The organism is Curtobacterium sp. VKM Ac-2861, from assembly GCF_013204965.1.
Lineage (GTDB): Bacteria > Actinomycetota > Actinomycetes > Actinomycetales > Microbacteriaceae > Curtobacterium.
The window spans coordinates 535769-561396 of sequence record NZ_JABMLA010000002.1 but is presented as its reverse complement, the minus strand read 5'-3'; the positions used below and the strand labels follow the sequence as shown (position 1 = coordinate 561396).

Annotated in this window: 22 protein-coding genes and 1 tRNA gene; 15 read left to right on the top strand and 8 right to left on the bottom strand. The window is 70.7% G+C overall.

Going from position 1 to position 25628, the window contains the following annotated elements; all coding sequences use genetic code 11:
• Positions 1-32 precede the first annotated feature (32 nt).
• From HQQ88_RS07585 to HQQ88_RS07570, 4 genes are all read left to right on the top strand, one after another.
• Complete coding sequence (locus HQQ88_RS07585; protein ID WP_173169071.1) at positions 33-1067, top strand: nitrilase-related carbon-nitrogen hydrolase; 1035 nt, start codon at positions 33-35, stop codon at positions 1065-1067.
• Positions 1064-2149, top strand: a complete 1086-nt coding sequence (locus HQQ88_RS07580) for an agmatine deiminase family protein (RefSeq protein WP_173169070.1) — start codon at positions 1064-1066, stop codon at positions 2147-2149. Before HQQ88_RS07585 ends, HQQ88_RS07580 begins: the two co-directional genes overlap by 4 nt.
• A gap of 161 nt (positions 2150-2310) precedes the next feature.
• Entirely contained in the window at positions 2311-3732 is a 1422-nt protein-coding gene (locus HQQ88_RS07575; RefSeq protein WP_123937135.1) for an APC family permease, read from the top strand.
• Positions 3733-3751: 19 nt separating this feature from the next.
• The gene (locus HQQ88_RS07570) at positions 3752-5116 is read left to right on the top strand and encodes an NAD-dependent succinate-semialdehyde dehydrogenase (RefSeq protein ID WP_173169069.1); all 1365 of its coding nucleotides are present in this window, start codon (positions 3752-3754) and stop codon (positions 5114-5116) included.
• Positions 5117-5201: 85 nt separating this feature from the next.
• Here HQQ88_RS07570 and HQQ88_RS07565 read toward each other — a convergent pair whose 3' ends face one another.
• The gene (locus tag HQQ88_RS07565; protein ID WP_173169068.1) at positions 5202-5936 is read right to left on the bottom strand and encodes an SDR family oxidoreductase; all 735 of its coding nucleotides are present in this window, start codon (positions 5934-5936) and stop codon (positions 5202-5204) included.
• A 77-nt stretch (positions 5937-6013) separates the two neighbouring features.
• On the opposite strand from HQQ88_RS07565, the gene HQQ88_RS07560 reads away from it, so the two are divergent.
• A complete protein-coding gene (locus tag HQQ88_RS07560) occupies positions 6014-6595 on the top strand; it encodes a TetR/AcrR family transcriptional regulator (RefSeq protein WP_123292920.1) in 582 nt (193 codons plus the stop codon).
• Positions 6596-6661: 66 nt separating this feature from the next.
• Here the strand turns inward: HQQ88_RS07560 and HQQ88_RS07555 are convergent, their stop codons facing one another.
• The 5 genes from HQQ88_RS07555 to gabT all read right to left on the bottom strand — a co-directional run bounded on the left by HQQ88_RS07555 (position 6662) and on the right by gabT (position 12537).
• Positions 6662-6823: a hypothetical protein gene (locus HQQ88_RS07555; RefSeq protein WP_159572952.1), complete on the bottom strand. Its 162-nt coding sequence runs from the start codon at positions 6821-6823 to the stop codon at positions 6662-6664.
• A 17-nt stretch (positions 6824-6840) separates the two neighbouring features.
• Complete coding sequence (locus HQQ88_RS07550) at positions 6841-8130, bottom strand: PQQ-binding-like beta-propeller repeat protein (protein WP_173169067.1); 1290 nt, start codon at positions 8128-8130, stop codon at positions 6841-6843.
• 152 nt (positions 8131-8282) lie between these two features.
• The gene (locus HQQ88_RS07545) at positions 8283-9650 is read right to left on the bottom strand and encodes an NAD(P)/FAD-dependent oxidoreductase (protein ID WP_173169066.1); all 1368 of its coding nucleotides are present in this window, start codon (positions 9648-9650) and stop codon (positions 8283-8285) included.
• Positions 9647-11179, bottom strand: a complete 1533-nt coding sequence (locus HQQ88_RS07540) for an NAD-dependent succinate-semialdehyde dehydrogenase (RefSeq protein ID WP_173169065.1) — start codon at positions 11177-11179, stop codon at positions 9647-9649. The genes HQQ88_RS07545 and HQQ88_RS07540 overlap by 4 nt, the downstream gene beginning before the upstream one ends.
• Complete coding sequence (gene gabT, locus HQQ88_RS07535; RefSeq protein ID WP_173169064.1) at positions 11176-12537, bottom strand: 4-aminobutyrate--2-oxoglutarate transaminase; 1362 nt, start codon at positions 12535-12537, stop codon at positions 11176-11178. The genes HQQ88_RS07540 and gabT overlap by 4 nt, the downstream gene beginning before the upstream one ends.
• A gap of 92 nt (positions 12538-12629) precedes the next feature.
• Between gabT and HQQ88_RS07530 the strand changes: the two genes are divergently transcribed.
• A complete protein-coding gene (locus HQQ88_RS07530) occupies positions 12630-14165 on the top strand; it encodes a PucR family transcriptional regulator (RefSeq protein WP_173169063.1) in 1536 nt (511 codons plus the stop codon).
• Between the two features lie 20 nt (positions 14166-14185).
• Complete coding sequence (locus HQQ88_RS07525) at positions 14186-14803, top strand: TetR family transcriptional regulator (RefSeq protein WP_132099244.1); 618 nt, start codon at positions 14186-14188, stop codon at positions 14801-14803.
• Here the strand turns inward: HQQ88_RS07525 and HQQ88_RS07520 are convergent.
• Positions 14786-15487: an NUDIX domain-containing protein gene (locus tag HQQ88_RS07520; RefSeq protein WP_173169062.1), complete on the bottom strand. Its 702-nt coding sequence runs from the start codon at positions 15485-15487 to the stop codon at positions 14786-14788. The genes HQQ88_RS07525 and HQQ88_RS07520 overlap by 18 nt on opposite strands.
• A 58-nt stretch (positions 15488-15545) precedes the next feature.
• Here HQQ88_RS07520 and HQQ88_RS07515 point away from each other — a divergent pair, with 58 nt between their 5' ends.
• Entirely contained in the window at positions 15546-16025 is a 480-nt protein-coding gene (locus HQQ88_RS07515) for a hypothetical protein (protein WP_173169061.1), read from the top strand.
• An 86-nt stretch (positions 16026-16111) separates the two neighbouring features.
• Here HQQ88_RS07515 and HQQ88_RS07510 read toward each other — a convergent pair.
• Positions 16112-16198, bottom strand: a tRNA-Leu gene (locus HQQ88_RS07510).
• A gap of 86 nt (positions 16199-16284) precedes the next feature.
• Between HQQ88_RS07510 and HQQ88_RS07505 the strand changes: the two genes are divergently transcribed.
• The 7 genes from HQQ88_RS07505 to pknB all read left to right on the top strand — a co-directional run bounded on the left by HQQ88_RS07505 (position 16285) and on the right by pknB (position 25500).
• Positions 16285-16965 (top strand): DUF3662 and FHA domain-containing protein, encoded by a 681-nt coding sequence (locus HQQ88_RS07505; protein ID WP_123292929.1) that lies wholly within the window; start codon positions 16285-16287, stop codon positions 16963-16965.
• Positions 16962-17513: an FHA domain-containing protein gene (locus HQQ88_RS07500; RefSeq protein WP_111083697.1), complete on the top strand. Its 552-nt coding sequence runs from the start codon at positions 16962-16964 to the stop codon at positions 17511-17513. The genes HQQ88_RS07505 and HQQ88_RS07500 overlap by 4 nt, the downstream gene beginning before the upstream one ends.
• Positions 17514-17519: 6 nt before the next feature.
• Entirely contained in the window at positions 17520-18878 is a 1359-nt protein-coding gene (locus HQQ88_RS07495) for a Stp1/IreP family PP2C-type Ser/Thr phosphatase (protein ID WP_111083696.1), read from the top strand.
• Positions 18875-20317: an FtsW/RodA/SpoVE family cell cycle protein gene (locus tag HQQ88_RS07490; protein WP_173169060.1), complete on the top strand. Its 1443-nt coding sequence runs from the start codon at positions 18875-18877 to the stop codon at positions 20315-20317. Before HQQ88_RS07495 ends, HQQ88_RS07490 begins: the two co-directional genes overlap by 4 nt.
• Entirely contained in the window at positions 20314-21768 is a 1455-nt protein-coding gene (locus HQQ88_RS07485; protein ID WP_111083694.1) for a penicillin-binding protein 2, read from the top strand. The genes HQQ88_RS07490 and HQQ88_RS07485 overlap by 4 nt, the downstream gene beginning before the upstream one ends.
• Entirely contained in the window at positions 21765-23546 is a 1782-nt protein-coding gene (locus HQQ88_RS07480) for a serine/threonine-protein kinase (protein ID WP_173169059.1), read from the top strand. Before HQQ88_RS07485 ends, HQQ88_RS07480 begins: the two co-directional genes overlap by 4 nt.
• Before the next feature lie 133 nt (positions 23547-23679).
• The gene (pknB, locus tag HQQ88_RS07475; protein ID WP_173169132.1) at positions 23680-25500 is read left to right on the top strand and encodes a Stk1 family PASTA domain-containing Ser/Thr kinase; all 1821 of its coding nucleotides are present in this window, start codon (positions 23680-23682) and stop codon (positions 25498-25500) included.
• Positions 25501-25628: the final 128 nt, after the last annotated feature.

The window sequence follows — 25628 nt, the reverse complement described above, 5'->3', positions numbered from 1 at the left end:
CGCTCATTGACCATGCGATCAACAATGGCGGGATGGACGTCGTCATCGCTCCCCCGCACCCGTCTCCCCTGCACCAGGACACCGGCACCCCCCGCCGCTCGACCCGCGTCGCCCTCGTGCAGGTGCGTTGGCTCGAAGACCCCGCTGCCCACCGAGCACAACTCGCCGACGGCATCGCCACCGCGGCGGCCAACGGCGCCGCGGCGGTGTTCCTGCCCGAGCTCACCCTGCGCCGCTACCCCGGCGACACTCCGGCCAGTGGTGTCCCGAAAGACCTCGCCGAGTCGCTCGAGGACGGCCCGACGGTCACCTTCGCCCGCGCACAGGCGATCGAGCACGGGGTGTTCGTCCACGCCTCGCTGTACGAGCGCCCTGCCGACGACGACCAGCCCGACGACCCCCGCGGCTACAACACCGCCGTCCTCGTCGCCCCCGACGGCACCCTGGTCGGTCGGACCCGCAAGACCCACATCCCGATCAGCGCCGGCTACTACGAGGACACGTACTTCCGCCCGGGGACGGACGACGACGCCTTCCCGGTGTACGAGCCGGCGGGTCTCGGCGCACGCGTCGGACTGCCGACGTGCTGGGACGAGTGGTTCCCCGAGGTGGCCCGGTCCTACGGCCTCGCCGGGTCCGAGGTCCTGGTGTACCCGACGGCGATCGGCTCCGAGCCGACGTTCCCGGACTTCGACACCGCTCCGATCTGGCGGCAGGTCATCGTCGCGAACGGCATCACCGCCGGCCAGTTCATGGTCGTCCCGAACCGCTGGGGCGACGAGGGCGACATCACCTTCTACGGGTCGTCCTTCATCTCGGACCCGTTCGGCCGCGTCCTCGCCGACGCACCGCGTGACGCCGACGCGGTGCTCGTGGCGGACCTCGACCTCGAAGCCCGGACGGAGTGGCTCCGACTGTTCCCCTTCTACGTGACCCGTCGCCCCGACCTCTACGCGGGGCTCGTCGCCCCGGTCGACGAGGACCGCCACGCGTACGGCGCACGCGATGCGATCGACGCGGCCATCGGGGTGGCGGCGACCGACGCCGGACCGGAGGTGCGCGCATGACGTGGGTGATGCCTCCCGAGACGGCTCCGCAGGAACGCACCTGGATGGCGTTCCCGCGCCCCGGCCTGACGCTCGGTGACGACGCGGCGAGCGCCGAGGCGGCGCGACGGACGTGGGCGACCACCGCCAACACGATCAGCGAGCACCAGCCCGTCACGATCGTCGTGGACCCGGTCGCGCGAGCCGACGCTCGTCGCCTGCTGTCGACCGCGGTCGAGGTGCTCGAAGCGCCCCTCGACGACTTCTGGATGCGCGACATCGGGCCGACGTTCGTCGTCGACGACGTGACCGGCGAGCTCGGCGCCGTGGACTGGGTCTTCAACGGCTGGGGCGCGAACTCCTGGTCGACGTGGACCCGTGACGCCGAGGTCGCCGCCACGGTCGCGGCCGCCACCGCTGCACGGCGGATCCCGTCACTGCTCGTGAACGAGGGCGGGGCGATCCACGTCGACGGCACGGGAACGGTCCTGGTGACGGAGACCGTGCAGCTCGATCCGCGACGGAACCCGTACGCCGACCGCGAGCGCGTCGAACTCGAGCTCGCCCGGACGATCGGCGCGACGAACGTGGTCTGGCTGCCCCGCGGCCTGACCCGTGACTACGACGGGTTCGGGACCCGAGGCCACGTCGACATGGTCGCGACGTTCGCGGGCGCGCCGAGCGGCACCAGCGACATCAGCGCCACCACCGCCTCAAGCGCCACCAGCGCGTCCAGCGCCACCACGACGTCCCGCACCGTCCTGCTGCACGCGCAGCCCGACGCCGGCCACCCGGACCACCTGGTGATGCCGCAGATCCGTCGGGCGCTCGAGCAGGCCACGGACGCGACCATCGTCGAACTGCCGGCCCCGTCGACCCTGACCGACGACGACGGCCCGGTCGACTGGAACTACGTCAACCACGTGGTGGTGAACGGCGCCGTGATCGCCTGTGCGTTCGGTGACGCCGTTGCCGACGACCGCGCCCGCGGCATCCTCGCCGACGTGTACCCGGGTCGTCAGGTGCGTTCGATCGACGCTCGTCCGGTCTTCGCGCGCGGCGGCGGCCTGCACTGCATCACGCAGCAACAGCCGGCGGTCTGAGCCATCGCCGCGGTGTACAGCAACTGCCCGACGTCTGTACACCGCGGCCGGTCCACCGAGCACTCGCACATCGGTATGTTGCTCCGAACCAGTCCGGGCGACGCTGCCCAGCCCAGCTCCGGCGCTGCCCGTCCCCCGACCCAGCAGGGAAGTCCACGCACATGGCATCACCGACCGCGGTCCCCACACCGACAGCACCGGCAACACCTGCGCGCGGCGGTTCCCTGAAGCGGAGCCTCGGACTCTGGGCGATCGTCGGCCTGGGCCTCGGCTACATGACCCCGACGGTGGTGTTCGACACCTTCGGCATCGTCTCCGGGCAGACCGACGGCGCCGTGCCGAGCGCGTACCTGATCGCGCTGGTCATCATGGCCCTGACGGCGATCAGCTACGGGAAGATGGTCCGGGTCTACCCGGCAGCCGGTTCGGCCTACACGTACGTGCGGGAGTCGATGCACCCGAACCTCGGGTTCATGGTCGGCTGGGCGTCCCTGCTCGACTACCTGCTGCTGCCGATGGTGAACGCCCTGATCATCCGGCTCTACCTGGAGCAGGTGTTCCCGGCGCTGCCGTCGTGGGTGACGGTCGTCGTCTACACGGTGTTCGTGACGACGGTGATCTGCCTGTCGATGCGTGGCACGTCGAACCTCAACATGGTGCTGCTCATCGGCGCGATCCTGGCGATGATCGCGTTCGTGGTCTTCACCGTCATCGAGCTCGTCCACGGTGCCGGAGCCGGCACGATCGCGAGCACCGAGCCGTTCGTGCACGACGGCGTGACGATGTCCGCCCTGCTCACCGGTGCGACGGTGGTCTGCTTCTCGTTCATCGGCTTCGACGCCGTGACGATGTACACGGAAGAGGCGAAGTCGATCCGGATCATGCCGAAGGCGATCATGCTGACGGTGCTGCTCGGTGGCGCGATCTTCCTGGTGTCCGCGTACTTCGCGCAGCTGCGGTTCCCGACGAACACCCCGTTCGGCGAGTTCACCGACGACCCGCTGCCCCAGATCGGCCTGCTCGTCGGTGGCCCGGTGTTCCAGGCGGTCCTGGTGTCGGCCGGGTTCGTCGCCGCGCTGGCGTCGGGGCTCGCGTCGCACGCGAGCGTCGCCCGCATGCTCATGGTGATGGGCCGGAACAACGTCCTGCCGAAGCGGGTGTTCGGCTACGTCAACCCGCGCACGCACACCCCGGTGTTCAACGTGGTCTTCGTCGGCGCGGTCACGCTGCTCGCGATGAGCTTCTCGCTCGACACCATCTCGTCGTACATCAACTTCGGCGCGCTCGTCGCCTTCACCTTCGTCAACGCGAGCGTCATCGTGCACTTCGCCGTCCGGCAGGGTCGTCGCCACACCGCGGGTGACCGGTGGAAGTACATCGTCCTGCCCGGCCTCGCGATGGTCCTGACGGGGGTGCTCTGGTCGCAGCTCCACGCCGACGCACTGATCGCAGGAGGAGTGTGGGCCGCGATCGGCTTCGCCTACCTGCTCGTCATCACGAAGGGCTTCCGGGTGCTGCCGAAGAGCTTCGACGAGAACCAGCCGGTCACCGGCGTGAACAAGCAGCTGACCGACCAGGCCTGACCCACCACGAGAGGACGCCATGTACGCCGTCACCGACCCCACCACGGGCACGACCCTCGAGACGTTCCCGACCATCACCGACGACGAGCTCCGTGCCGCCGTCACCACCGCGGACCACACGCACAGCACGTGGTCCAGCAGCAGCACCGTCGCCGAGCGCGCGGCCCTGCTCCACCGCGTCGCGGACCTGTACCGGGAGCGTCACGCCGACCTCGCCGCCACGATCGTGCGCGAGATGGCGAAGCCGATCGACCAGGCCGAGGGCGAGGTGGACTTCTGCGCCGACATCTACGACTACTACGCCGACCACGCCGAGGAGTTCCTCGCCGACCAGCCGATCACCCTGGCCGACGGCTCCGAGGGCAGCGCCTTCATCCGGAAGTCGTCGATCGGCGTGCTGCTCGGCATCATGCCGTGGAACTTCCCCGCCTACCAGATCGCCCGGTTCGCCGGTCCGAACCTGCTCGTCGGCAACACGGTCCTGCTCAAGCACGCACCGCAGTGCCCCGAGTCGGCCCTGGCGATCGAGCGGATCTTCCACGACGCCGGGTTCCCCGAGGGCGCGTACACGAACGTCTTCGCGACGAACGACCAGGCCGCCGACGTCATCGCCGACCCGCGCGTGCAGGGCGTCTCGCTGACCGGGTCCGCCCGCGCCGGCGCCGCCGTCGCCGAGATCGCCGGCCGGAACCTCACGAAGGTCGTGCTCGAGCTCGGTGGGTCGGACCCCTTCATCGTGCTGTCCACCGACGACCTCGACTCCGTCGTCGAGTCCGCCGTCACCACCCGCCTCGAGGGCAACGGGCAGGTCTGCAACGCCCCGAAGCGGTTCCTGGTGGTGGACGACCTGTACGACGACTTCCTGGCGAAGTTCACGACGGCCATGTCGGCGGTCTCGCCGACCGACCCGTCCGTGCCCGGTGCCGAGCTCGGCCCCCTGTCGTCCCCGACCGCCGCGGACCGGCTGCAGGAGCAGCTCGCGTCCGCCGTCGCGCAGGGTGCGACCGTCGTCACCGGTGGCGACCGCCAGGGCAACGCCTTCGTGCCGACGATCCTGACCGACGTCACGCCGGACAACGACGCGTACCGCGAGGAGTTCTTCGGCCCCGTCGCCGCCGTGTACCGGGTCACCGACGAGGACGCCGCCGTCGCACTCGCCAACGACACCCCGTACGGCCTCGGCTCGTACCTGTTCACTACCGACGCCGACCAGGCCCTCCGCGTCGCGGACCGGCTCGAGGCCGGCATGGTCTACGTCAACATCGTCGGCGCGGACAGCCCCGAACTGCCGTTCGGTGGCGTCAAGGCGAGCGGCTTCGGCCGCGAGCTCGGCCCCCTGGGGGCCGACGAGTTCGTCAACAAGAAGCTGATCCGCATCGGCTGACGGACGCTCTGGACCCGGCTCCACGTCGGATGGGAGGCCCGTGGCGGATCCGCCACGGGCCTCCCGACCGTCTGGTGGTGCGGTCTCAGACCGCGATCCGCCCGCCGTCCACCGGCAGGACCGCGCCGTGCACGAACGACGCGGCGTCCGACGCCAGGAAGACGACCGCCTCGGCGATCTCGTTCGCGGTCCCCGGTCGTCCGGCGGGGCCACCGGCCGCGAGCGCGTCGAGGCTCTCGCCCATCGCAGCGGTCCCCTCGGTGCGGGTCGGTCCGGGGCTGACCGCGTTCACCCGGACCCCGGCCGGCCCGAACTCGGCGGCCCACGACTTGGTCAGCAGGACGAGCGCGGCCTTGCTCGCCCCGCAGAGGCCCATCCCCGCGGCACCGAACTCCGCGACCATCGTGGTGACGTTCACGATCGCTCCCGCACCCCGTTCGGCCATGGCGGGCGCCAGCGCCGCGACCAGGAAGTACGGTGCCTTGACGTTGATGTCGAACACCTCGTCGAACCCGTCCGTGCTGGTCTCGGCGGTCGGCCCGAAGGGGAAGACACCGGCGCTGTTGACCAGCACGTCGACGTGGCCGCCTCCGAGTTCGAGCGCTCGGGCGGCCAGGTCCTTCGCGCTCGTCTCGCCGCGGAGCTCCGCCGCGACGAAGTCGGCGCTCCCTCCGGCGGCACGGATCGCGCGGACGACGGTCTCGCCGCGATCGGCGCTGCGGCCGGAGACGATGACGTGCATCCCGCGGGCGGCGAGGAGTTCGGCAGTGGCGCGGCCGATGCCGCTGGTGGCGCCGGTGATGAGGGCGGTCTTGGGCATTGTGGAGATCCTATCTGAACAGATCAGTTCGGTTCGGTGCTGGTAACTGTACAGATCGGTGCGGTAAAGTCAACGTCATGTCCGAGCAGCCCGCACCGAGGACCCGTCGCCGTCCCGCGTACGAACGTGCCGTCGCGACGGCGGACCGACTGTTCTACGAACGGGGCATCCGTGCGGTGGGCGTCGACCAGGTCGCAGCCGAGGCCGACATCTCGAAGGCCAGCCTCTACACGCACTTCCGGACCAAGGACGACCTGGTCGTCGGGTACCTGCAGGGGCGGAGTCGTGCCTGGCAGGAGCACGTCTCCGCCGAACTCCCAGGGCGCGCGTCATCCGCCAGAGGGCGGATCGCAGCGGTGTTCGACATGCTCGGCGAGTGGTTCGACGAGCCCGGGTACCGCGGCTGCCCGTTCATCAACGCCGAGGCGGAGTACGGGGACGACCGCCCGACGCACGCGATCACCCTCGAACACCGTGACTGGGTGCGCGGCCTCTTCCGAACGCTGCTCACCGAAGCAGGTGTTGCGGACGTGGACTGGTCAGCGCTCCAGCTGTGCGTCCTCTACGACGGTGCCATGGCGAGCGCCCAGGCCGATCCGTCGCGGCCGTGGGCCGTGGCGGCGCGCTCCGCCGCCGAGCGGCTCGTCGCCCTGGACTGACGGGACCACGGACAGGAGGCCCGGGGCGGTCTCGCCACGGGCCTCCTGTCCGATCTCGGGTCGCCGCTACTGCTGCGGGTCGGCGGGCTCGCCGCCGGAGTCCGTGTCACTGTCCTGCGCGGGGTCCTTCGTCGCGTCGCCCGTGGGTGACCCGTCCGGCAGGTCCTCGGTGTACTGCGCTTCGGCCTCGCTGGGGTCGCTGGATCCGTTCGCCGTCGTGTCGCTCATGGCCGGGACGGTACGCGTCACCGGCTGGGGACGTACGACTGGACACCGCACCCTGTCGACACGAACAGACGGTGCTGCGCCACGACGAGGTTGCCGGTGCCACCGCCTGCGGAGCAGGCGTCGACGATCGAGTTGCGCACGGCTCCGGTCCGCTCGTCGACGGCGAGGATCCCTGTGGGGCTGCCCGAGTCCGCCGTGTGGGCGAGCCACACGATCCCGTTCGCGACGACCGGCGCGGCGCTGGCTTCCGAGGGCGCCTGACCTGATCCGCCGACGAGGGGCAGTGCGCGCGTCCAGAGCACCTTCCCGGACGTCAGGTCGAATGCCCGCAGGGTCGCGGGCACTGCCGGGGTGCCGGACGCGCCGCCCGTGGCGGGGACGGCCGCCGTACCGGTCGTGGTCGCGAACCCGACCCTCCCGTCGAAGGCCCACGAGGTCGCCGACGGCGGCAGGGTCCGGACGATCCGGCCTGTCTTCGCTCCGAACACCGTGGTGACCGTGCCCGGTGTGTACAAGAGCCCCTCGTGGAGCGACGGCATCGACCCGTTGACGTTCGCGGAGTACCCGTAGCCACCGGCCGGGTACCTCGTCGCCCACACCTGCTTCCCCCTCGTGTCGAACGCCTGCACGCCTCCATCGCCAGCCAGGTACAGCCGCCCGCCGGAGATCAGCGTCTGGCCGTGTTCACCGAACCGCATCCCGAGGTCGAACGCCGGCTTCCCGGTAGCGGCCGACAGCACGCTCGATGAGCGGGCGACCAGCCCGGAACCGACGCTCTCGCGTTGGTCCGCCGAGATGCCCTGCTGCGCCGACCAGAGCACCCCGCCGGTCCGCGCCGACAGGGCGTCCACCCGCGATCCCCCGGTGTCGGGGAGGTCGTGCAGCACGAACACCTTGCCGTCGGTGACGGTCGCCGAGAAGGCGAGGTGGTAGCGCTTGCGCCACTGCAACGCTCCGGTCGTGGTCAGGTACGCCGAGACGTAGGAACACTGGTACCCGGTCTCGTCCACGATCGTGAAGGTCTTGGTGACGCTGATGGTCGATGCGGTCATCCCGTTGCTCTGCGGGCAGGTCGGAGGAGCGTTGCGCCAGCTGCGGGCGACGGCGGCCGGGAGCGTCTCGGTGAGTTGAGCGTTCTGGTTCGTGCCGTCGATGCCGGTGCCGATGGCTGTGGTTCCGGTGGACGGGTACGGGAGGTGTGTCGGCACGATGGACGTGCCGACGGCGGACGCCGTGGCGGGCGCGACGAGGAGACTCACGAGCAGCCCGACGGTGGACAGCGCGATCAGGTGGATGCGACGGTGCATGATCCGCAACGTAGGCCCGGCTGGCACGGCCGGTCCGCCCGTGGACCGCGACGTGCGGGGTCACGCAAGCGATGGTGCGGTCTGGACGCGACGGCGGACGGGAGGCACCGTGCTGGCTCGCACCGCGCCTCCCGTCCCTCGTCGGTGTGGGACTACCGCACCGCCGGTTGCGGGACCACGGCCAGGATCTCTGCCGCGACCTCGCGCCCGATCCGCACCGCACCGTCGACGTGCTGGTACCCCTGCCCGGCCAGGTCGCTCGACGCGAACCGGATCGGACCGACGGCTGCACGCTGGTCGGCGCCGTAGCGGACGAGCCCGCCGAGGTCGAAGCTCGCCGCGTAGGCGCCGCGGGTCCACTCCTCGGTGCCCCAGTCGCTCTCGTAGTAGACGACCGGGCGCAGGGCCTCGTCGCCGTAGTAGTGCGCGAGCGAACCGAGCACTCGGGCCTTCCGCTCCTCGACCGACAGTGCGAACAGGTCGTCGGCGTGCTGGTCGGAGACGAACCCGACGAGCGTGCCCTGCTCCGAGCCGTGCTCGGTGTTGTCGTACGCCTCGTGCACGACCTCGTACGGGCTGAACGCGGTGCCGGAGAGCCCGGCGCCGCGCCAGAACGGCCGGTCGTAGACGGCGTGCACCTTGATGACGAAGCCCATCGACAGGTGCTGGTGCAGCTGGTGCTGGCGACGGGGCAGCGGGGGTTCGTACGAGATCCGCGAGTACAGGGGCGGCGGCACGGCGACGAGCGCCTGCCGAGCGTGGACCTCGAGGCCGCCGTCGGCGAACGCGACGACCCCGTCGTCGGTCCAGCGCAGGGTGCGCACCGGCGCGTTCAGGTGCACGGCGTCACCGAGGCGCTCCGCGAGCCGCTCCGACACCTGCTGCATCCCGCCGACGACGCGCTTGTCGAGGATGAAGTCGGCGTCGACCAGGTTCGTGAAGCTCCCGGCAGAGGCAGCCATCAGCAGGGCCTGCAGTGCCGAGAACGTGTGGGCCGGCTTCGTGAGCATGGCGCCCGCGATGAACAGTTCGACGTTGTCGGTGGCGACGCGGTCGTCGCTCAGCGCGTGCAGCCAGGCACGGAAGGAGATCTCGTCGAGTGCCGCCGCGTGCGGGGACTCCCAGGGGCGCGCGGGGTCGACCGCCGCAACGTACTCGTCGACGACCGTCACGAGTCGCTCGATCTCGTTCGCCGTCGCCTCGGGCAGCGGGAAGATGTCGCCGGTGTACTCGGTGCGGGTGCCCTCGGCGTCGACGTAGACGCTGGAGCCCTCGCGGTACCGGTCGTAGGTGTCGAGCCCGAGTTCGTCGAGGGTCTCGAGCAGCGCGGTCTGGTCGGGCGAGACCCACTGGCCACCGATCTCGAGCGTGACCCCGTCGATGTCGTTCGTCCAGGTGCGGCCGCCCACGCGGTCGCGCGCCTCGAGCACCGTGACGGTGAGCCCCGCGGCGCGCAGGCGGTTCGCGGCGGTCAGGCCGGTGACACCGGCTCCGATGACGACGACGTCGCTCTCGATCATCGTGCTGCTCCTTCGGTGGTGGTGCTCCGGAACGGGTCCGGGGTCAGCGTGTACATGGTCTCGAGGTACTCGGCGATGCCCTCGCCGCCGCCCTCGCGGCCGAGGCCGGACTGCTTCACCCCGCCGAACGGGGCCGACGCGTTCGAGACGACCCCGGTGTTGAGTCCGAGCATGCCGGTCTCGAGCCGCTCCATCAGGCGCTGGCCGCGGGCCGGGTCCTCGGTGAACGCGTAGCCGACCAGACCGTACTCGGTGTCGTTGGCGGCGGCCACGGCCTCGTCCTCGGTCCGGAAGGTCCGGATCGCCAGGACGGGTCCGAAGATCTCGTCGCGGAGCAAGTCGCTGCCGGGCTGCACGTCGGCCAGGACCGTGGGCGCGTAGAAGGTGCCGGGGCCGTCGACCGGGTGTCCGCCGGTGCGGAGCGTCGCCCCGCGGTCGAGCGCGTCGGTGACCAGGCGGTGCGCCTTGTCGACGGCACGGTCGTCGATGAGCGGTCCGATGGCGACGCCGTCCTCGGTGCCGCGTCCGACGCGCATGGCCTCGACACGTTCGGTGACCCGGCGCGTGAACTCGTCGACGACGTCCTCGTGCACCAGGAACCGGTTCGCGGCGGTGCAGGCCTGCCCGGTGTTGCGGAACTTGGCGGCGAGCGCGCCCTCCACGGCCAGGTCGAGGTCGGCGTCGGCGAACACCAGGAACGGGGCGTTGCCGCCGAGCTCCATGCTCGTCCGGAGCATGTTCTGCGCCGCCTGGGCGAGCAGCGTGCGTCCGACCGGCGTCGAGCCCGTGAACGACAGCTTCCGGAGCCGGGGGTCGGCGATCACCGGCGCGGAGACGTCGGCGGCCCGCGTGGTCTGGACCACGTTGACCACCCCGGCGGGCAGACCGACCTCGCGCAGCAGGTCGACGAAGAGCAGGGTCGTGAGCGGCGTGAGCTCGGCCGGCTTCACGACGACGGTGCACCCGGCGGCGAGCGCCGGTGCGATCTTCCGGGTCGCCATCGCCAGCGGGAAGTTCCACGGCGTGATGAGGAACGCGGGGCCGACGGGCTTGTGCGAGACGGTGGCACGGCCGGTGCCCTCCGGGTTGGTGCCGTACGAGCCGCCGATCCGGACCGCTTCCTCCGAGAACCAGCGCAGGAACTCCCCGCCGTACGCGACCTCGCCGCGGGCCTCGGCGAGCGGCTTGCCCATCTCGAGCGTCATGAGCAGCGCGAACTCCTCGCGCCGTTCCTGCAGCAGGTCGAACGCGCGACGGAGCAGCTCGGCGCGGTGCCGCGGCGGTGTGCTCGCCCAGCCCGACTTGGCTGCTTCCGCGGCGTCGAGGGCTCGGACACCGTCCTCGGGGGTTGCGTCGGCGATGTCGAGCAGCCTCTCGCCGGTGGCGGGGTCGACGACGGCGAAGGTCCGGCCGTCGGCCGACGGCTGCCATGCGCCGTCGACCAGGAGGCCCGTGGGGACGCGAGCGAGCAGCTCGCGTTCGGCGTCGGTGCGGTCGGCCGCAGGGGCGGTGGTGGTGCCGGTGGTCATGCTGTTGCGAGTCCTTCCAGGACGACGTCGAGTCCCTCGTGGAGCAGGGCGTCGTCGATCGACAGTGGGGGCAGGAACCGGACGACGTTGCCGTACGTGCCGGCGGTCAGCGCGATGACGCCGTGCTCGAACGCGGACCGCACCACCTTCCCGGTCAGTGCGGCGTCCGGTTCTCCGGTGGCGGGATCCACGAGTTCCATCGCGACCATCGCGCCGCGTCCGCGGACGTCACCGATCCGCGGGTCGGTCGTCTGCGCGGCACGGAGTCGTCCGAGCAGCACGTCCCCGATCTCGCGGGCTCGGTCGATCAGCCCGTCGTGCTCGAACGCGTCGATCGCGGCGAGGGCGGCGGCGCAGGCGATCGGGTTGCCGCCGTAGGTGCCGCCGAGCCCGCCGACGTGCGCGGAGTCCATGATCTCGGCGCGCCCGGTCACGGCGGACAGGGGCAGACCGCCGGCCATGCCCTTCGCGGTCGTGACGACGTCCGGCACGATCCCCTCGTGCTCGCTCGCGAACATCGACCCGGTGCGCGCGAAGCCGGTCTGCACCTCGTCGGCGATGAGCACGACGCCGTTCGCCGTGGTCCACTCGGACAGGGCGGCGAGGAACCCGGGCGCGGGGACGACGAAGCCGCCCTCCCCCTGGATCGGCTCGATGAGCAGCGCCGCGGTGTTCGCCGCGCCGACCTGCTTCTCGATCTGGCTGATCGCGCGCTTCGCCGCCTCGGACCCGGAGAGGCCGTCGTGGAACGGGTAGGACATCGGCACCCGGTAGACCTCGGGCGCGAACGGGCCGAAGCCGTCCTTGTAGGGCTGGTTCTTCGCGGTGAGCGCCATCGTGAGGTTCGTGCGGCCGTGGTACGCGTGGTCGAACACCACGACGGCCTGCCGACCGGTGTGCTTGCGCGCGATCTTCACGGCGTTCTCGACGGCCTCGGCGCCGGAGTTGAACAGCGCCGTGCGCTTGTCGTGGTCACCGGGGGTCAGCCGGTTGAGCGCCTCGGCGACCGCGACGTACCCGTCGTAGGCGGCGATCGTGAAGCACGTGTGGGTGAAGGCAGCGACCTGCTCGGTGACCGCGGCGACGACGGCGGGGTGCGCGTTGCCGACGCTGGTCACGGCGATCCCGGACCCCAGGTCGACGAACGAGTTGTCGTCCGCGTCCACGACGACCCCGCCACCGGCTGCGACGACGGCGATCGGCACGGCGACCCCGACCCCGGCCGCGACGGCTCCGGCCTTCCGCGCCATGAGCTCGCGTGATCGCGGGCCGGGGACGGCCGTGACGAGCCGTCGTTCCTGGGGCAGCGAGGGGCCGCCGGTGGGCGCACTGATCGAGGGTGCTGCGGTGGAGGACATGCGGCGATGGTAGGAGCCTGCGGTGACCACGGCGGCTGTCCACCGTGTACATCGAGCACCGGCCCGATCGCCCCGGTGGATAAGGTGCTCCCATGCCCGCGACGCTGCGTTCCCTGTTGCACCGTGCCGACCTCCGCCTCCGCCCGCTGACCGACGCGGACACGGACGCCCTCGACGCACCGCTGTCGTGGCTGCACAGCTCCGACCTCGAGGACCCGACACCGTTCCTGGCCGACGGGCAGGGACTGCTGACCACGGGCACCCAGTTCGGCGCCGAGGCCGAGGTCCCGGAGGACGTCGCCGGCCCCTACGTCCGCCGACTCGTCGAGCGGGGCGTCGTCGCACTCGGGTTCGGCACCGAGGTCGTCCGCGCCGGCACCCCGGACGCCCTCGTCGCCGCCTGTTCGCAGTACGGACTCCCCTTGTTCGAGGTGCCCTACGAGACCTCGTTCATCGCGGTCGCGCAGGCGAACGCCGAAGCGGTCGCCCGCGACGCGAACGCCCGGAACGCCTGGGCCCTCGCCGCACAGCGGGCGATCTCGCTCGCGGCGATGCGCCCGGACGGACTCGGCGCCACGATCGCCGAGCTCTCGGGGCAGCTCGACGGCTGGGTCGGGCTCTTCGACGTGTCGGGGCGCCTGGACCGTGGGCACCCGGCGGACGGCGTGCCCGCGCAGGACCTCGAGCTGCTCCGGACCGAGGCACTGCGCCTGCTGCGCGCGGGACAGCGGGCGAGCCTGCCGGTGACGACCGAGCACCACACCGGGTTCACGCTGCAGACCCTCGGCAGCGGGGGCCACCTGAGCGGCGTGCTCGCGATCGCGAACGGCGGTGCGCTCGACCGCGCCGGTCGTGAGGTGGTGACGTCCGTCATCGCCCTCGCCGGACTCGCGCTGCAGCAGAACCGTGAGCTGGCCCGGGCTCGCGGGCTCCTGCGCACCGGCCTGCTCACCATGCTCTCGGTCGGCGATCCGGAGGTGGTCCAGTCGACGTCGCGCGAGGTGTGGGGTCCCCTGCCCGCCGAACCAGTCCGGATCGCGGCCCTCGACGTCGACGACCACGACCTCGACACCGTCGTCGACCTGCTCGAACTGTGGGTGCAGGACCGGCCCGGACAGCTCTTCTTCGCCGTCGACGACGCCCTCTTCCTGTGCGTGAGCGCCGACGACACCGCGATCGTCGAGGAACTGGTCGGGCGCTTCGACCTCCGGGCCGGCCTGTCGGACGGTGCCGCGTACCGGTCGTTCGGCCGCGCTCGCACCGAGGCCGTGCAGGCCCTGGACCGTCGGCGCGAAGGACGACCGGGCACCACCGAGTTCGGCGACCTCGCCCGGGAAGGCGTCCTCGCACACCTGGCCCACGTCGACGTGGACGCCGGCGCCGTCGCCCGCGCGTTCCTCGCTCCCCTGCTCGAACACGACCGGTCGGCGGGCACCGAGCTCACCCGCACCGTCCGCGCCTGGCTCGAGCAGAACTGCGAGTACGACCGCGCCGCCCAGGTGCTCGGCATCCACCGCCACACCGCACGCTCCCGGGTCGAGCACGCCGGCCGGCTCCTCGACCGCGACCTCACCGTCTTCGCGACCCGTGCCGACCTGTGGGCGGCCTTCGTCGTCGAGGGCGCGTGACGCGCGGATACGGTGGGACGATGCCGACGACACCGGCCCGCCGGCGCCTGAGCCCGGCCGAACGCGGATCCCAGATCGCGGCGGCCGCCGTCGACCTAGCGCGCGCCGAGGGCCTCGCGGCGGTGACGCTCCGCGGAGTCGCCGCCGTGATCGGGGTCGCGCCGTCGCTCGTAGCCCACTACCGCCCGAGCATGGAGGACCTGGTCGGCGAGACGTTCCGCACCGTCGCGACAGCCGAGGTCGCCGAGGTCCGCGCGATCGTCGCCGCTGCGCCCGACCCCGTCTCCGGCCTCCGCACCCTGCTCGGCTGCATCGCCGATCCCGCGCGCGACGACGTCGCCACCCTGTGGGCCGACGCGTGGAGCATCGGCCGCACGAACGCGGCACTGGCGACCGCGGCACGGGACGTCATGGACGACTGGCAGCTCCTCGCGACCACGGTCGTCGTCGACGGGGTGCGCGCGGGCGTGCTGCGGACCGACGACCCGGACGGCGTGGGACGCCTGCTCTTCGCGCTCGTCGACGCCACCAACGGGTACGCACTGGTCGACTACCTCGACCGCCCGACCCGCGAGGGCCTGGTCCGCGCGACGATCGCCCGAGCGGTGGGCCTGGACGGCTCAGCCCTGTCGGGGTGACACCCGCCGCGGTGCCGCTGACCGCAGTGCCACCCACTGCAGCAGCATGATCGTCTTGCCGTCGGCGATCCGGCCGTCCTCGACCATCGCGAGGGCCTCGTCGAGTGCCAGCTCGAGCACCTCGATGTCCTCGCCCTCGTCCTCGACCCCGCCGCCCGCCTCGACCCGGTCCGCCGGTGTGTAGCCACCGACGTAGAAGTGGACACGCTCGGTGACCGAACCGGGGCTCATGAAGACGTCGCCGACGCGCACCAGGTCGCCCAGCCGGATGCCGAGCTCCTCGGTGGCCTCGCGTCGGACGGCGGTCTCGGGGTCGTCCTCGTCGAGCAGCCCCGCCGCCGCCTCGATGAGCATGCCGTCCGGGTGCCCGTTCACGTACGCCGGCCACCGGAACTGCCGCGTGAGCAGGACGGTACCGCGCTCGGCGTCGTACGGCAGCACCGTGGCACCGTTCCCGCGGTCGTAGGTCTCCCGCTGCTGCCGGTCCCACCGGCCGTCCCGGCGCCGGACGTCGAGCGTGGTGCGACGGAGCACGTGCCAGCCGTCCGACACGACCTCGACGTCCCGCACGACGACGTCGGGGTTGCGGTCGAGGTCACGGCCGACGGCGTCGAGTCCGGTCCGCCCACGGGCATCGGGGACGTCGACACCGGGACGAGGGGCTGCTGCACGATCATCGGTCACCTGGTCACGCTAGCGGGGCGGCTGCTCGTACGACCTGCCCGCCCGGTACCGTGCAGCCATGACCAGGACACTGTTCGCCCGTCGCCCGGACCGACCGCAGGTCGTCACCGTGTCGTTCGTGCTCTGGCTCGTCTGGGTCGCGGTCTGCCTGGTGGCGACCGTCCTGCAGTTCGTGGCGGGAACGGGCAGCAACGCCATCGGCACGGTCCTGACGGTGCTCGTCGCGGTCGTGGTCTGGGGACTCGTCGGGTGGGCGGTCCTCCGCATGGCCGCCGGGTCGCGGGTGGCACGCATCGTGCTGGTCGTCGTCGCCGTGGCCCGTGCGGTGCTCAGCCTCACGAGCGGCGAACTCGGACTCCTGACGATCGCGCTGTCGGTCGTCGCCGCGGTCCTCCTCTTCCTGCCCAGCGCGCGCCCGTTCTTCGCCCGCAGTGATGCGGGAAGAACCGACCACGGGTTCTCCGGACCCGGCGTGTCGGGGTCGAGCCGCGCCTCCTGGCCGGATCCCGACCACGCGACGGACGCTGATCGGACCTGATCCGCCCACCGGCGACGGCCGCCCCCGGCGGACCTGGGGGAACACGAAAGGCCCCGGATTCCTCCGGGGCCTTTCGCTGTTTCGCCTGGTGCGCGAGGGGGGACTTGAACCCCCACGCCGTTTCCAGCACACGGACCTGAACCGTGCGCGTCTACCAATTCCGCCACTCGCGCCAGCCCCAAAACACTACCACGCACAGACTGCCCCCTGCGCCAACCACTACCATGCAGTGGTTGACGACCGACGACTCTGGAGACACATGGGCCTGCTGGACAACTTCGAGCGAGGGCTGGAGCGCGCCGTGAACGGCGCGTTCGCGAAGACCTTCCGCTCCGGTGTGCAGCCGGTCGAGATCTCCAGCGCCCTGCGCCGTGAGCTCGACACGAAGGCCGCCGTGGTGTCGCGAGAGCGCATCCTGGTGCCGAACGAGTTCACCGTGCGCCTCGCGCCGCCGGACTTCACGCGCATGAACGACGTCGGTCGTCCGCTCATCGACGAACTCACGCAGATGGCCCACCAGCACGCCGTCGCGCAGAACTACTCGTTCTCCGGACCGGTCACCATCCGGCTGCAGCAGGACGGCACCCTGTCGACCGGCATCCTGCAGATCGACTCCACCACGGTGCAGCGCGACGTCGCCTGGATCGCCGTGCTCGACATCGGCTCGCAGCGCCACCGCCTGCAGCGCGGACGCACCGTGATCGGCCGCGGCAGCGACGCCGACATCACCATCGCGGACACCGGGACGAGCCGGAAGCACGTCGAGGTCCTGTGGGACGGCAAGCACGCCCAGGCCACGGATCTGGGCTCTACGAACGGCTCGAAGCTGAACGGACAGCACTTCCAACAGGCGATCGTGGAGCCGGACTCCACCATCGAGATCGGTCGTACCCGTATGGTGTTCCGGGTGATCCCGGAGAACGACGGAGGTGCTCGATGACCACAGGCCTGACCCTGCTCGTCCTGCGCTTCGCGTTCCTCGCGGTGCTCTGGCTGTTCGTCTTCGTGATCGTCTTCGCCCTGCGCAGTGATCTCTTCGGCCAGCGCGTGCGCACGATCCCCACGGATTCCAAGTCGGCTCCCTCCGGCCCGACGACCCCGACGATCCCCGCAGCGGCGGCGCCGGCAGCGGCCTCGGGTGGCGCGTTCACCGACCTCATCGGGCAACCCACGGCGGCGACGCAGTCGCCCTCGCCGGCAGCGGTGCGCCTCGTGATCACCGAGGGCGCGCGTGAGGGCATGGAGATGCCACTCGGCGGCGGGCCGATCACGATCGGCCGCTCCAGCGAGTCCAACGTCGTGATCCGCGACGACTACACCTCGACCAACCACGCCCGGCTCGACCTGCGCGCCGACGGCTGGCTCCTCACCGACCTCGAGTCCACGAACGGCACCTTCGTCAACGGTCAGAAGGTGAGCGCTCCCCTGATCGTCGCGGAGCGCACGCCGATCACGATCGGGACGACGACGTTCGAGCTGCGGCGGTAACCCGGCATGACCGCTCGCACGTTGAGCGCCGCTGTGTCCCACGTGGGCCGCATCCGCGCGAACAACCAGGACTCCGGCTACGCCGGGGCGCACCTGTTCGCGGTCGCGGACGGCATGGGTGGGCACGCCGGCGGCGACGTCGCCTCGGCGATCGCGATCCGGCGCATCAGGGAGGTAGACCGCGAGTTCCCCTCGGCCCACGACGCCGAGTTCGCGCTGCAGTCGGCCCTGATCGCCGCGAACCAGCTCATCACCGAGACGGTCTTCGAGCACCAGGAACTGACCGGCATGGGCACCACGGTGTCCGCGATGATCCGGGTCGGCGAGCAGATCGCGATCGCGCACATCGGTGACTCGCGCATCTACCGCCACCGTGACGGTGAGCTGCAGCAGATCACGTCGGACCACACCTTCGTGCAGCGCCTGGTCGACAGCGGCCGGATCACCCCGGAGGAAGCCGCGGTCCACCCCCGTCGCTCGGTGCTCATGCGGGTGCTCGGCGACGTGGATGCCGCACCCGAGGTCGACACCGCGATCATGGACATCCAACCGGGCGACCGCTGGCTGCTGTGCTCCGACGGCCTGTCGTCGTACCTGGCCGAAGAGCGCATCCGGCACGCCCTGGCGTCGAACATGGACGCCAACCAGGTCACGCAGCGCCTGGTCAAGGAGACCCTCGACCACGGTGCCCCCGACAACGTCACCGTCGTCGTCATGGACGTCACCGCGGACGAGGTCGACGACGACGACGACGCGGCCACCACCGTCGGGTCCGCGGCCGCTCCCCTGACCTTCGAGGCGTCGACCGGTCGCAAGCCGATCCGCCTCCCCACGATCCTGCTGCACCCGCTCAAGGTCACCACCGCCCCGGAGGACTCGCACTTCGAGCCCGAGTCCGACCAGTTCTTCGCGGAGCTGATCGCCGAGGACCGCCGACGCCGCATCCGACGTCGGGTCTCGTGGACGGTCGCGCTCGTGGTGGCGGTCGCTGCCCTGGTCGGGGCCGTGTTCCTCGGCTGGCGGATCACCCAGGACCACTACTACGTCGGCACCGACCGCGGCACGGTCGCGATCTACAAGGGCGTCCAGCAGTCGATCGGACCACTGGCGCTGTCGGACGTCTACGAGGACACCGACATCACCGTGTCGATGCTCCCGGACTACACCCGCGAGAACGTCCGCTCGACGATCAACGCGCAGTCGCTCGACGACGCGCGGGACATCGTCGACCGACTGCGGAAGGCCGCCGAGACCGGGCAGGACCAAGCCGGTACCGGCGGTGACGGCGGATCCACCTCGTCACCCTCGCCGTCACCGACCCGGTCGTCGACGCCCTCCCCGTCCCCGACCCGGGGCTCGCGATGAGCAACGCCACCGCCCAGTCGTTCACGCAGGCGATCACGATCAAGCTCCGTGAACCCGCACGTGCTCGGAACCTCGAGCTCGTGCTGCTCGTCATCGCCTGCGGCATCTGCGCCGGCGCGATGGTGCTCGTGCAGCTCGGCACCAAGGGGCGACTGTTCGACACCTCGGTGCTGTGGGTCGGCGGGGGCATCCTCGGGCTGGGGCTCGTGATGCACGTCGTGCTGCGGGTCGTCGCCAAGAACGCCGACCCGTTCGTCCTGCCGGTCGCACTCGTCCTGAACGGCATCGGCATCGCGGAGATCTACCGCATCGACGTCCACAACGGCCTGACCGGCTGGGACGCCATCGGTGTGAAGCAGATCGTCTGGACGATGCTCGCGATGGTCCTGGCGATCATCACGCTGCTGGTCGTCCGGAACCACCGGTTCCTGCAGCGCTACCGCTACATCTTCATGTTCCTGACGATCGCGCTGCTCCTGCTGCCGATGCTCCCCGGCATCGGCTACGCACCCGGCGGAGCACGGGTCTGGATCCGCGTCGGACCGTTCTCGTTCCAGCCGGGCGAACTCGCGAAGATCACCATGGCGCTCTTCTTCGCCGGGTACCTCGTCACCGCGCGCGACTCGCTGTCGATCGTCGGCAAGAGATTCCTCGGCATGACGTTCCCGCGTGCCCGCGACCTCGGCCCGATCCTGGTGATGTGGGGCGCCGCGATGGCGGTCCTCGTCTTCCAGCGCGACCTCGGCACGGCGCTGCTGTACTTCGGCCTGTTCCTCGTGATGATCTACGTCGCGACCGCGCGCATCAGCTGGGTGGCCATCGGCCTCGTGCTGTTCGTCGGCGGCGCCCTGGTCGCGCAGAGCGTCCTCGAGTACGTGCACGGCCGGTTCGAGCAGTGGCTCGACCCGTTCAACCAAGAGGTCTTCAGCCGCGACACCCAGGCGAGCTACCAGCTCGTGCAGGGACTGTTCGGCTTCGCGAACGGCGGCATCACGGGCACCGGCCTCGGCCAGGGGCGCCCGTACATCACGCCCGTCGCCAACGCGGACTACATCATCGCCTCACTCGGCGAGGAGCTCGGCCTGATCGGCGTCTTCGCGATCCTGGCGCTCTTCATCGTGCTGGCCTCGCGCGGCATCCGCGTCGGGTTCATGGCGCAGGACGACTTCGGCAAGCTGCTCGGCGTCGGCTTCGGCTTCGTGATCGCCCTGCAGGTGTTCGTCGTCGTCGGTGGCATCACCCGCGTGATCCCGGTGACCGGCCTGACCACGCCGTTCATGGCCGCGGGTGGTTCCTCGCTCATCGCCAACTGGATCATCGCCGCGATGCTGCTGCGACTCACCGATTCCATCCCAGCCGAACAACGCGTCCAGCAGGGCGCGATCCCCGCCGCGAGCGGGCGGTCCGCGCGCGCGACCAGGAAGGAGCGTCGTCGATGAACCGACAGCTCCGCGGTGTCTCGACCGTCATCGTGCTCATGTTCGTCGCACTCTTCGTGTCGACGACCTCGATCCAGTTCTTCTCGGCGGACACGCTCCGCGCCGACTCCCGCAACTCACGCACCATCTTGGACAGTTACTCGACCAAGCGCGGTGCGATCCTCGTCGACGGCAGCCCGATCGCCGAGTCGACCCCGGTGGACGACCAGTACGAGTACCAGCGCAAGTACACGAACGGCGACCTGTACTCGGCGGTCACCGGGTACTTCACCATCGGCCAGGGCAACACCGGCATCGAGAGCGCGGAGAACACCGTGCTCTCCGGCAACTCCGACGCCTCGTTCTTCCAGAACCTCAACTCGATCCTCACCGGCCAGGACGTCCAGGGCGACAACGTCAACCTGACGATCGACCCCGCCGTGCAGCAGGCCGCGTACGACGCCCTCGGCACGAACAGCGGCGCCGTCGTGGCCATCCAGCCGAAGACCGGCAAGATCCTCGCGATGGTCTCGAAGCCGAGCTACGACCCGAACACCCTCACCTCGCACGACACCGCGAAGGTCAAGGAGCAGTACGACGCCCTGCTCGGCGCCTCGTCGTCCCCGCTGCAGAACCGCGCGATCGGCGGCGACCTGTACACGCCCGGGTCCGTCTTCAAGCTCGTCGTGGCATCGGCGGCGCTCGAGGGCGGAAAGTACAACCTCGACTCGACGTTCCCGAACCCGTCGCGCCTACAGCTCCCCGGCACGAGCTCGTACATCAACAACGCCGAGGGTGGCACGTGCGGCGGCGGCGACAAGGTCAAGCTCCGCACGGCCATCCAGTACTCGTGCAACATCCCGTTCGCCGAGCTCGGACAGAAGCTCGGGTACGACGCGATCAAGAGCATGGCCGACAAGTACGGCTTCGGTGACGCCATCGAGGTCCCGATGTCCGCGACCGCCAGCCAGTACCCCGAGGTCGACTCCACCGCGCAGCTCATGCTCAGCGCGTTCGGCCAGGCGAGCGTCCGGGTGTCCCCGCTGCAGATGGCCATGGTGTCGGCCGGCATCGCGAACGGCGGCAAGGTCATGCAGCCCTCGCTCGTCGACTCGATCACCACGAGCGACCTGAAGACGGTCGAGTCCTTCTCCCCGAGGCAGTACAGTGATCCGCTGTCCTCCTCCGAGTCCGCTGACCTCACCGAGGCCATGCAGAGCGTCGTGAACGCCGGGACCGGAACGAATGCCAAGATCGACGGTGTCGACGTCGCAGGGAAGACGGGCACGGCCGAGGGCGGAACAGGCGATCCCTACACCCTCTGGTTCACCGGGTTCGCGCCCGCGAAGGACCCGGAGGTCGCCGTGGCGGTCGTCGTCGGAGACGGCGGCGGGCTCGGCCAGTCGGGAGTCGGCAACACAGTCGCGGCCCCGGTCGCGAAGAAAGTCATGGAGGCGGTGCTGAACAAATGAGACCCACCAGCGGACTCACCTTCGGTGGGCGGTACCAGCTCTCGTCCCGGGTCGCCATCGGCGGCATGGGAGAGGTGTGGCAGGCCACCGACCTCGTCATCGGCCGAACCGTCGCACTCAAGATCCTCAAGGACGAGTACCTCGGCGACCCCGGGTTCCTCGAGCGCTTCCGCGCCGAGGCCCGCCACGCTGCGCTCGTCAACCACGAGGGCATCGCCAACGTCTTCGACTACGGCGAAGAGGACGGCAGCGCCTACCTCGTGATGGAGCTCGTCCCCGGCGAAGCGCTCTCGACCATGATCGAGCGCGAGCACACGCTGCCGGTCGACAAGGTCCTGGACATCGTCGCGCAGACCGCGAACGCCCTGCAGGCCGCGCACGCGGTCGGTCTCGTGCACCGCGACATCAAGCCCGGCAACCTGCTCATCACGCCGGACGGCCGCGTCAAGATCACCGACTTCGGCATCGCACGCATCGCCGACCAGGTCCCGCTCACCGCGACCGGCCAGGTCATGGGCACCGTGCAGTACCTCTCGCCTGAGCAGGCGAGCGGGCACCCGGCGTCGCCGTCGACCGACATCTACTCGCTCGGGATCGTCGCGTACGAAGCCCTGGCGGGTCGTCGTCCCTTCACGGGCGAGTCGCAGGTCGCGATCGCGATGGCGCACATCAACGAGCAGCCGCCGGCGTTGCCCGGGGACATCCCCGAGCCCGTCGCCGCCCTCGTGATCTCGTGCATCGCGAAGAAGCCCGCCGATCGTCCCGCCACCGCCGCCAACCTGGCGCGCGCCGCACAGGCGCTCCGCCGTGGTGACGTCGCGGCGGCCACCGTCGCCGTCCCCGCCATCGCCCAGGGCGGCACCGTCGCGTTCAACCCGCCGCAGGGTCAGGGCAACGACGCTGCCACGGCACTGCTCGGCACCCAGTCCGGTGCAGCCGCCGGCGGTGCCGGTGGACCCGTCGGACCGCGCTCCCCGGCGACCGACGACCCCGAGGAACCGAAGAAGAAGCGCGCCTGGATCTGGTGGGTCGTCGGCATCGTCGTGGTGCTCGCCATCGCCGGTGGCTTCGGTGTGTACGCCCTGAACAACCCGGCTGACCCCGACCCGAGCCCGTCGAACTCCGCCTCGAAGACCCCGCGTCCGTCGCAGACCCCGTCGGAGACCCCGTCCCAGACGCCGGTCGACACCCGCGTGACGGTGTCGGCAGCCGACTACACGGGCCAGAACGCGGAGCAGGTCGCGAACCAGCTCCGCGGTCGGGGCCTGGTCGCCGAGGTCGTCGCCGGCTCGAACGCGACGTCCTCCGACCAGGTCGGTACCGTCGAGTCACTCAGCCCCGAGGGCAGCCTCGAGCAGGGCACGACGGTGACGATCAAGGCGTTCGGCGACGTGCTGACCGCCGAGGCGCCCGAGCGTGCCACCGGTGGGTCCGTGAGCGACTCCGGCCGCGTCACGTTCAGCTGGCCGTCCTACGACAAGTGCCCCGCCGGGTACTCCGACGTGAGCTACACGTACACGATCGACAACGGCACGGTCCCGTCGAACGGCAGCAGCTCGGGCTCGACCTCCGGCACGGCGGTCACCGTCGCGGCCGCGCAGTCCGGCACGGTGACCCTGTCGTACAAGGTGACGTGCAAGTCGCCGCAGTCCGGCACCGCGGTCGTCTCCGACTCGTCGCCCGGGGCGCAGGTCACCTGGACCGAGCCCACCGAGGAGCCCACGACCGACCCGAACGACGGCATCGACCCGACCGACGCCCCGATGGACGGCAACTGAACGACCCCCGGACGGGGACTGTCGACACCGTTCGGTAACGGTTCGGTCGACCCCTCCCGGACCAGCGTCTCACCAGGTTGTGCTGCCGTACACTAGCCCGGACGGACAGACGGAGGAGTACGTGCCAGAAGGTGTGACCGCGGGGATCACCCTCCTCGCCAACCGTTACGAGATCGGTGATGTCATCGGCCGAGGCGGCATGGCAACCGTGCACCTCGGCAACGACACCCGTCTCGGTCGCAAGGTCGCGGTGAAGCTCCTGAAGCCGAGCCTGGCCAACGACCCGGCGTTCCGCACCCGGTTCCGGCAGGAAGCCCAGGCCGCCGCACGCATGGCGCACCCGACGGTCGTCCGGGTGTACGACGCCGGCGAAGAGACCGTGACCGAGACCTCGGGCGCCGAGGTGCAGGTCCCCTTCATCGTGATGGAGTACGTCGAGGGCCGTCCGCTCTCCGACATCATCGCCGAGGGTGCCGTCGCTCCGGCCGAGGCCGTCCGCATCACCGAGGGCATCCTCACCGCGCTCGAGTACTCCCACCGCGCGGGCGTCGTGCACCGAGACATCAAGCCCGCCAACGTCATGGTCACGCACAACGGCCAGGTCAAGGTCATGGACTTCGGCATCGCCCGAGCCATCACCGACACCTCCGCCACGGTCGCGCAGACCACGTCGATCCTCGGCACTGCGTCGTACTTCTCGCCGGAGCAGGCCCGCGGCGAGACCGTCGACGCCCGCACGGACATCTACTCCACGGGTGTGGTGCTGTTCGAGCTCCTCACCGGCCGCGCGCCCTTCCTCGGCGACACCCCGGTCGCGGTGGCCTACCAGCACGTCAGCGAACAGCCCGTCGCCCCGTCGTCGATCACGCCAGAGGTGTCCCCGGCACTCGATGCCGTGACCCTGCACGCCCTGGTCAAGGACCGCACGCGCCGCTTCCAGAACGCCGCCGAGTTCCGCTCGGACCTGCAGCAGGCCGCTGCGGGCCGAGTTCCGGCATCCACCAAGAAGATCCAGCAGAACGCGGCGAACGACGCTTCGACGGTGCTGTTCGGGGTCGACCCGCGCACCACGTCGAACCCGGCCGCGGCGTTCCGCGAGCTCGACGACGACACCGCTGAGCACCGCCCGCAGCGCACGCAGAACCGTCCGCCGGTGGCGTGGATCTGGGTCGGCATCCTGCTGACGGTCGCGGTCATCGTCGGGGTCGTGTTCTTCGTCGCGAACCTGCAGCCGGGCAAGCCACCGGTGTCGTCGTCCGTGAGCGTGCCGAACGTCACCGGGTCGACCTTCAGTGCCGCGTCCACCGCCCTCGAGAAGAGGGACCTGACGGCCGTCAAGGTCGAGGAGAACTCCGACTCGGTCGACAAGGGCACGGTCATCCGCACCGACCCGGGCTCCGGCATCAACGTGGGCCGGAAGTCCAGCGTCAACGTGGTCGTCTCCCTCGGCCCCGAGCGGGTCCCGGTCCCCGAGCTGAACGGGCAGTCCCAGGCCGCGGCACAGCAGGCACTGGACGATGCCGGCTTCCGCGTCGGCGCGATCAGTTCCGACTACTCGTCCGACGTGCCAGAGGGCACCGTGATGAGTTCCGACCCCGAGTCCGGTTCGCTCCACACCAAGGGAATCGTGATCAACCTCACGGTGTCCAACGGCAAGGTGCAGCTGCCGAACGTCACGAACCAGCAGTTCTCCGAGGCGAAGGCGTCGCTCGAGCAGCTCGGCCTCACCGTGACGCCGTCGCCCTCGTACTCGTGCACGGGTGGCCTCGTGACGCAGCAGGACACCCCGCAGGGCGATGTCGCCCAGGGCAGTGCCGTCGCCCTGACCTACTGCGCCGCGTCGAGCCAGCCGACCCACGCCCCGTCGTCCGACAACGGGAACGACAAGGGCGACAACGGGGACACCGGTGGAGACAACGGGGACACCGGCGGCGACAACGGCGACGGTCGCTGACCGTCCCGATCAGGAACGACGCCACCGCGGCCGTCGCGCCGACCACACGCACACGCGTGTGGTCTGACGGACTGGTGACGGGCCTCCCGTCGGCACACTGACGGCCAGGAGGCCCGGCGCACCCCCGC

Bases quoted from the DNA above. Each gene is read 5' to 3' on its own strand.
- HQQ88_RS07585 (WP_173169071.1), top strand. From the start codon at position 33: ATGGACGTCGTCATCGCTCCCCCGCACCCGTCTCCCCTGCACCAGGAC.
- gabT (WP_173169064.1), bottom strand. From the start codon at position 12,537: ATGTCCTCCACCGCAGCACCCTCGATCAGTGCGCCCACCGGCGGCCCC.
- HQQ88_RS07560 (WP_123292920.1), top strand. From the start codon at position 6,014: ATGTCCGAGCAGCCCGCACCGAGGACCCGTCGCCGTCCCGCGTACGAA.
- HQQ88_RS07500 (WP_111083697.1), top strand. From the start codon at position 16,962: ATGACCACAGGCCTGACCCTGCTCGTCCTGCGCTTCGCGTTCCTCGCG.
- HQQ88_RS07480 (WP_173169059.1), top strand. From the start codon at position 21,765: ATGAGACCCACCAGCGGACTCACCTTCGGTGGGCGGTACCAGCTCTCG.
- HQQ88_RS07555 (WP_159572952.1), bottom strand. From the start codon at position 6,823: ATGAGCGACACGACGGCGAACGGATCCAGCGACCCCAGCGAGGCCGAA.
- HQQ88_RS07545 (WP_173169066.1), bottom strand. From the start codon at position 9,650: ATGATCGAGAGCGACGTCGTCGTCATCGGAGCCGGTGTCACCGGCCTG.
- HQQ88_RS07525 (WP_132099244.1), top strand. From the start codon at position 14,186: ATGCCGACGACACCGGCCCGCCGGCGCCTGAGCCCGGCCGAACGCGGA.
- HQQ88_RS07570 (WP_173169069.1), top strand. From the start codon at position 3,752: ATGTACGCCGTCACCGACCCCACCACGGGCACGACCCTCGAGACGTTC.
- HQQ88_RS07530 (WP_173169063.1), top strand. From the start codon at position 12,630: ATGCCCGCGACGCTGCGTTCCCTGTTGCACCGTGCCGACCTCCGCCTC.
- HQQ88_RS07495 (WP_111083696.1), top strand. From the start codon at position 17,520: ATGACCGCTCGCACGTTGAGCGCCGCTGTGTCCCACGTGGGCCGCATC.
- HQQ88_RS07505 (WP_123292929.1), top strand. From the start codon at position 16,285: ATGGGCCTGCTGGACAACTTCGAGCGAGGGCTGGAGCGCGCCGTGAAC.
- HQQ88_RS07485 (WP_111083694.1), top strand. From the start codon at position 20,314: ATGAACCGACAGCTCCGCGGTGTCTCGACCGTCATCGTGCTCATGTTC.
- HQQ88_RS07580 (WP_173169070.1), top strand. From the start codon at position 1,064: ATGACGTGGGTGATGCCTCCCGAGACGGCTCCGCAGGAACGCACCTGG.
- HQQ88_RS07540 (WP_173169065.1), bottom strand. From the start codon at position 11,179: ATGACCACCGGCACCACCACCGCCCCTGCGGCCGACCGCACCGACGCC.
- HQQ88_RS07515 (WP_173169061.1), top strand. From the start codon at position 15,546: ATGACCAGGACACTGTTCGCCCGTCGCCCGGACCGACCGCAGGTCGTC.
- HQQ88_RS07565 (WP_173169068.1), bottom strand. From the start codon at position 5,936: ATGCCCAAGACCGCCCTCATCACCGGCGCCACCAGCGGCATCGGCCGC.
- HQQ88_RS07550 (WP_173169067.1), bottom strand. From the start codon at position 8,130: ATGCACCGTCGCATCCACCTGATCGCGCTGTCCACCGTCGGGCTGCTC.
- HQQ88_RS07490 (WP_173169060.1), top strand. From the start codon at position 18,875: ATGAGCAACGCCACCGCCCAGTCGTTCACGCAGGCGATCACGATCAAG.
- HQQ88_RS07575 (WP_123937135.1), top strand. From the start codon at position 2,311: ATGGCATCACCGACCGCGGTCCCCACACCGACAGCACCGGCAACACCT.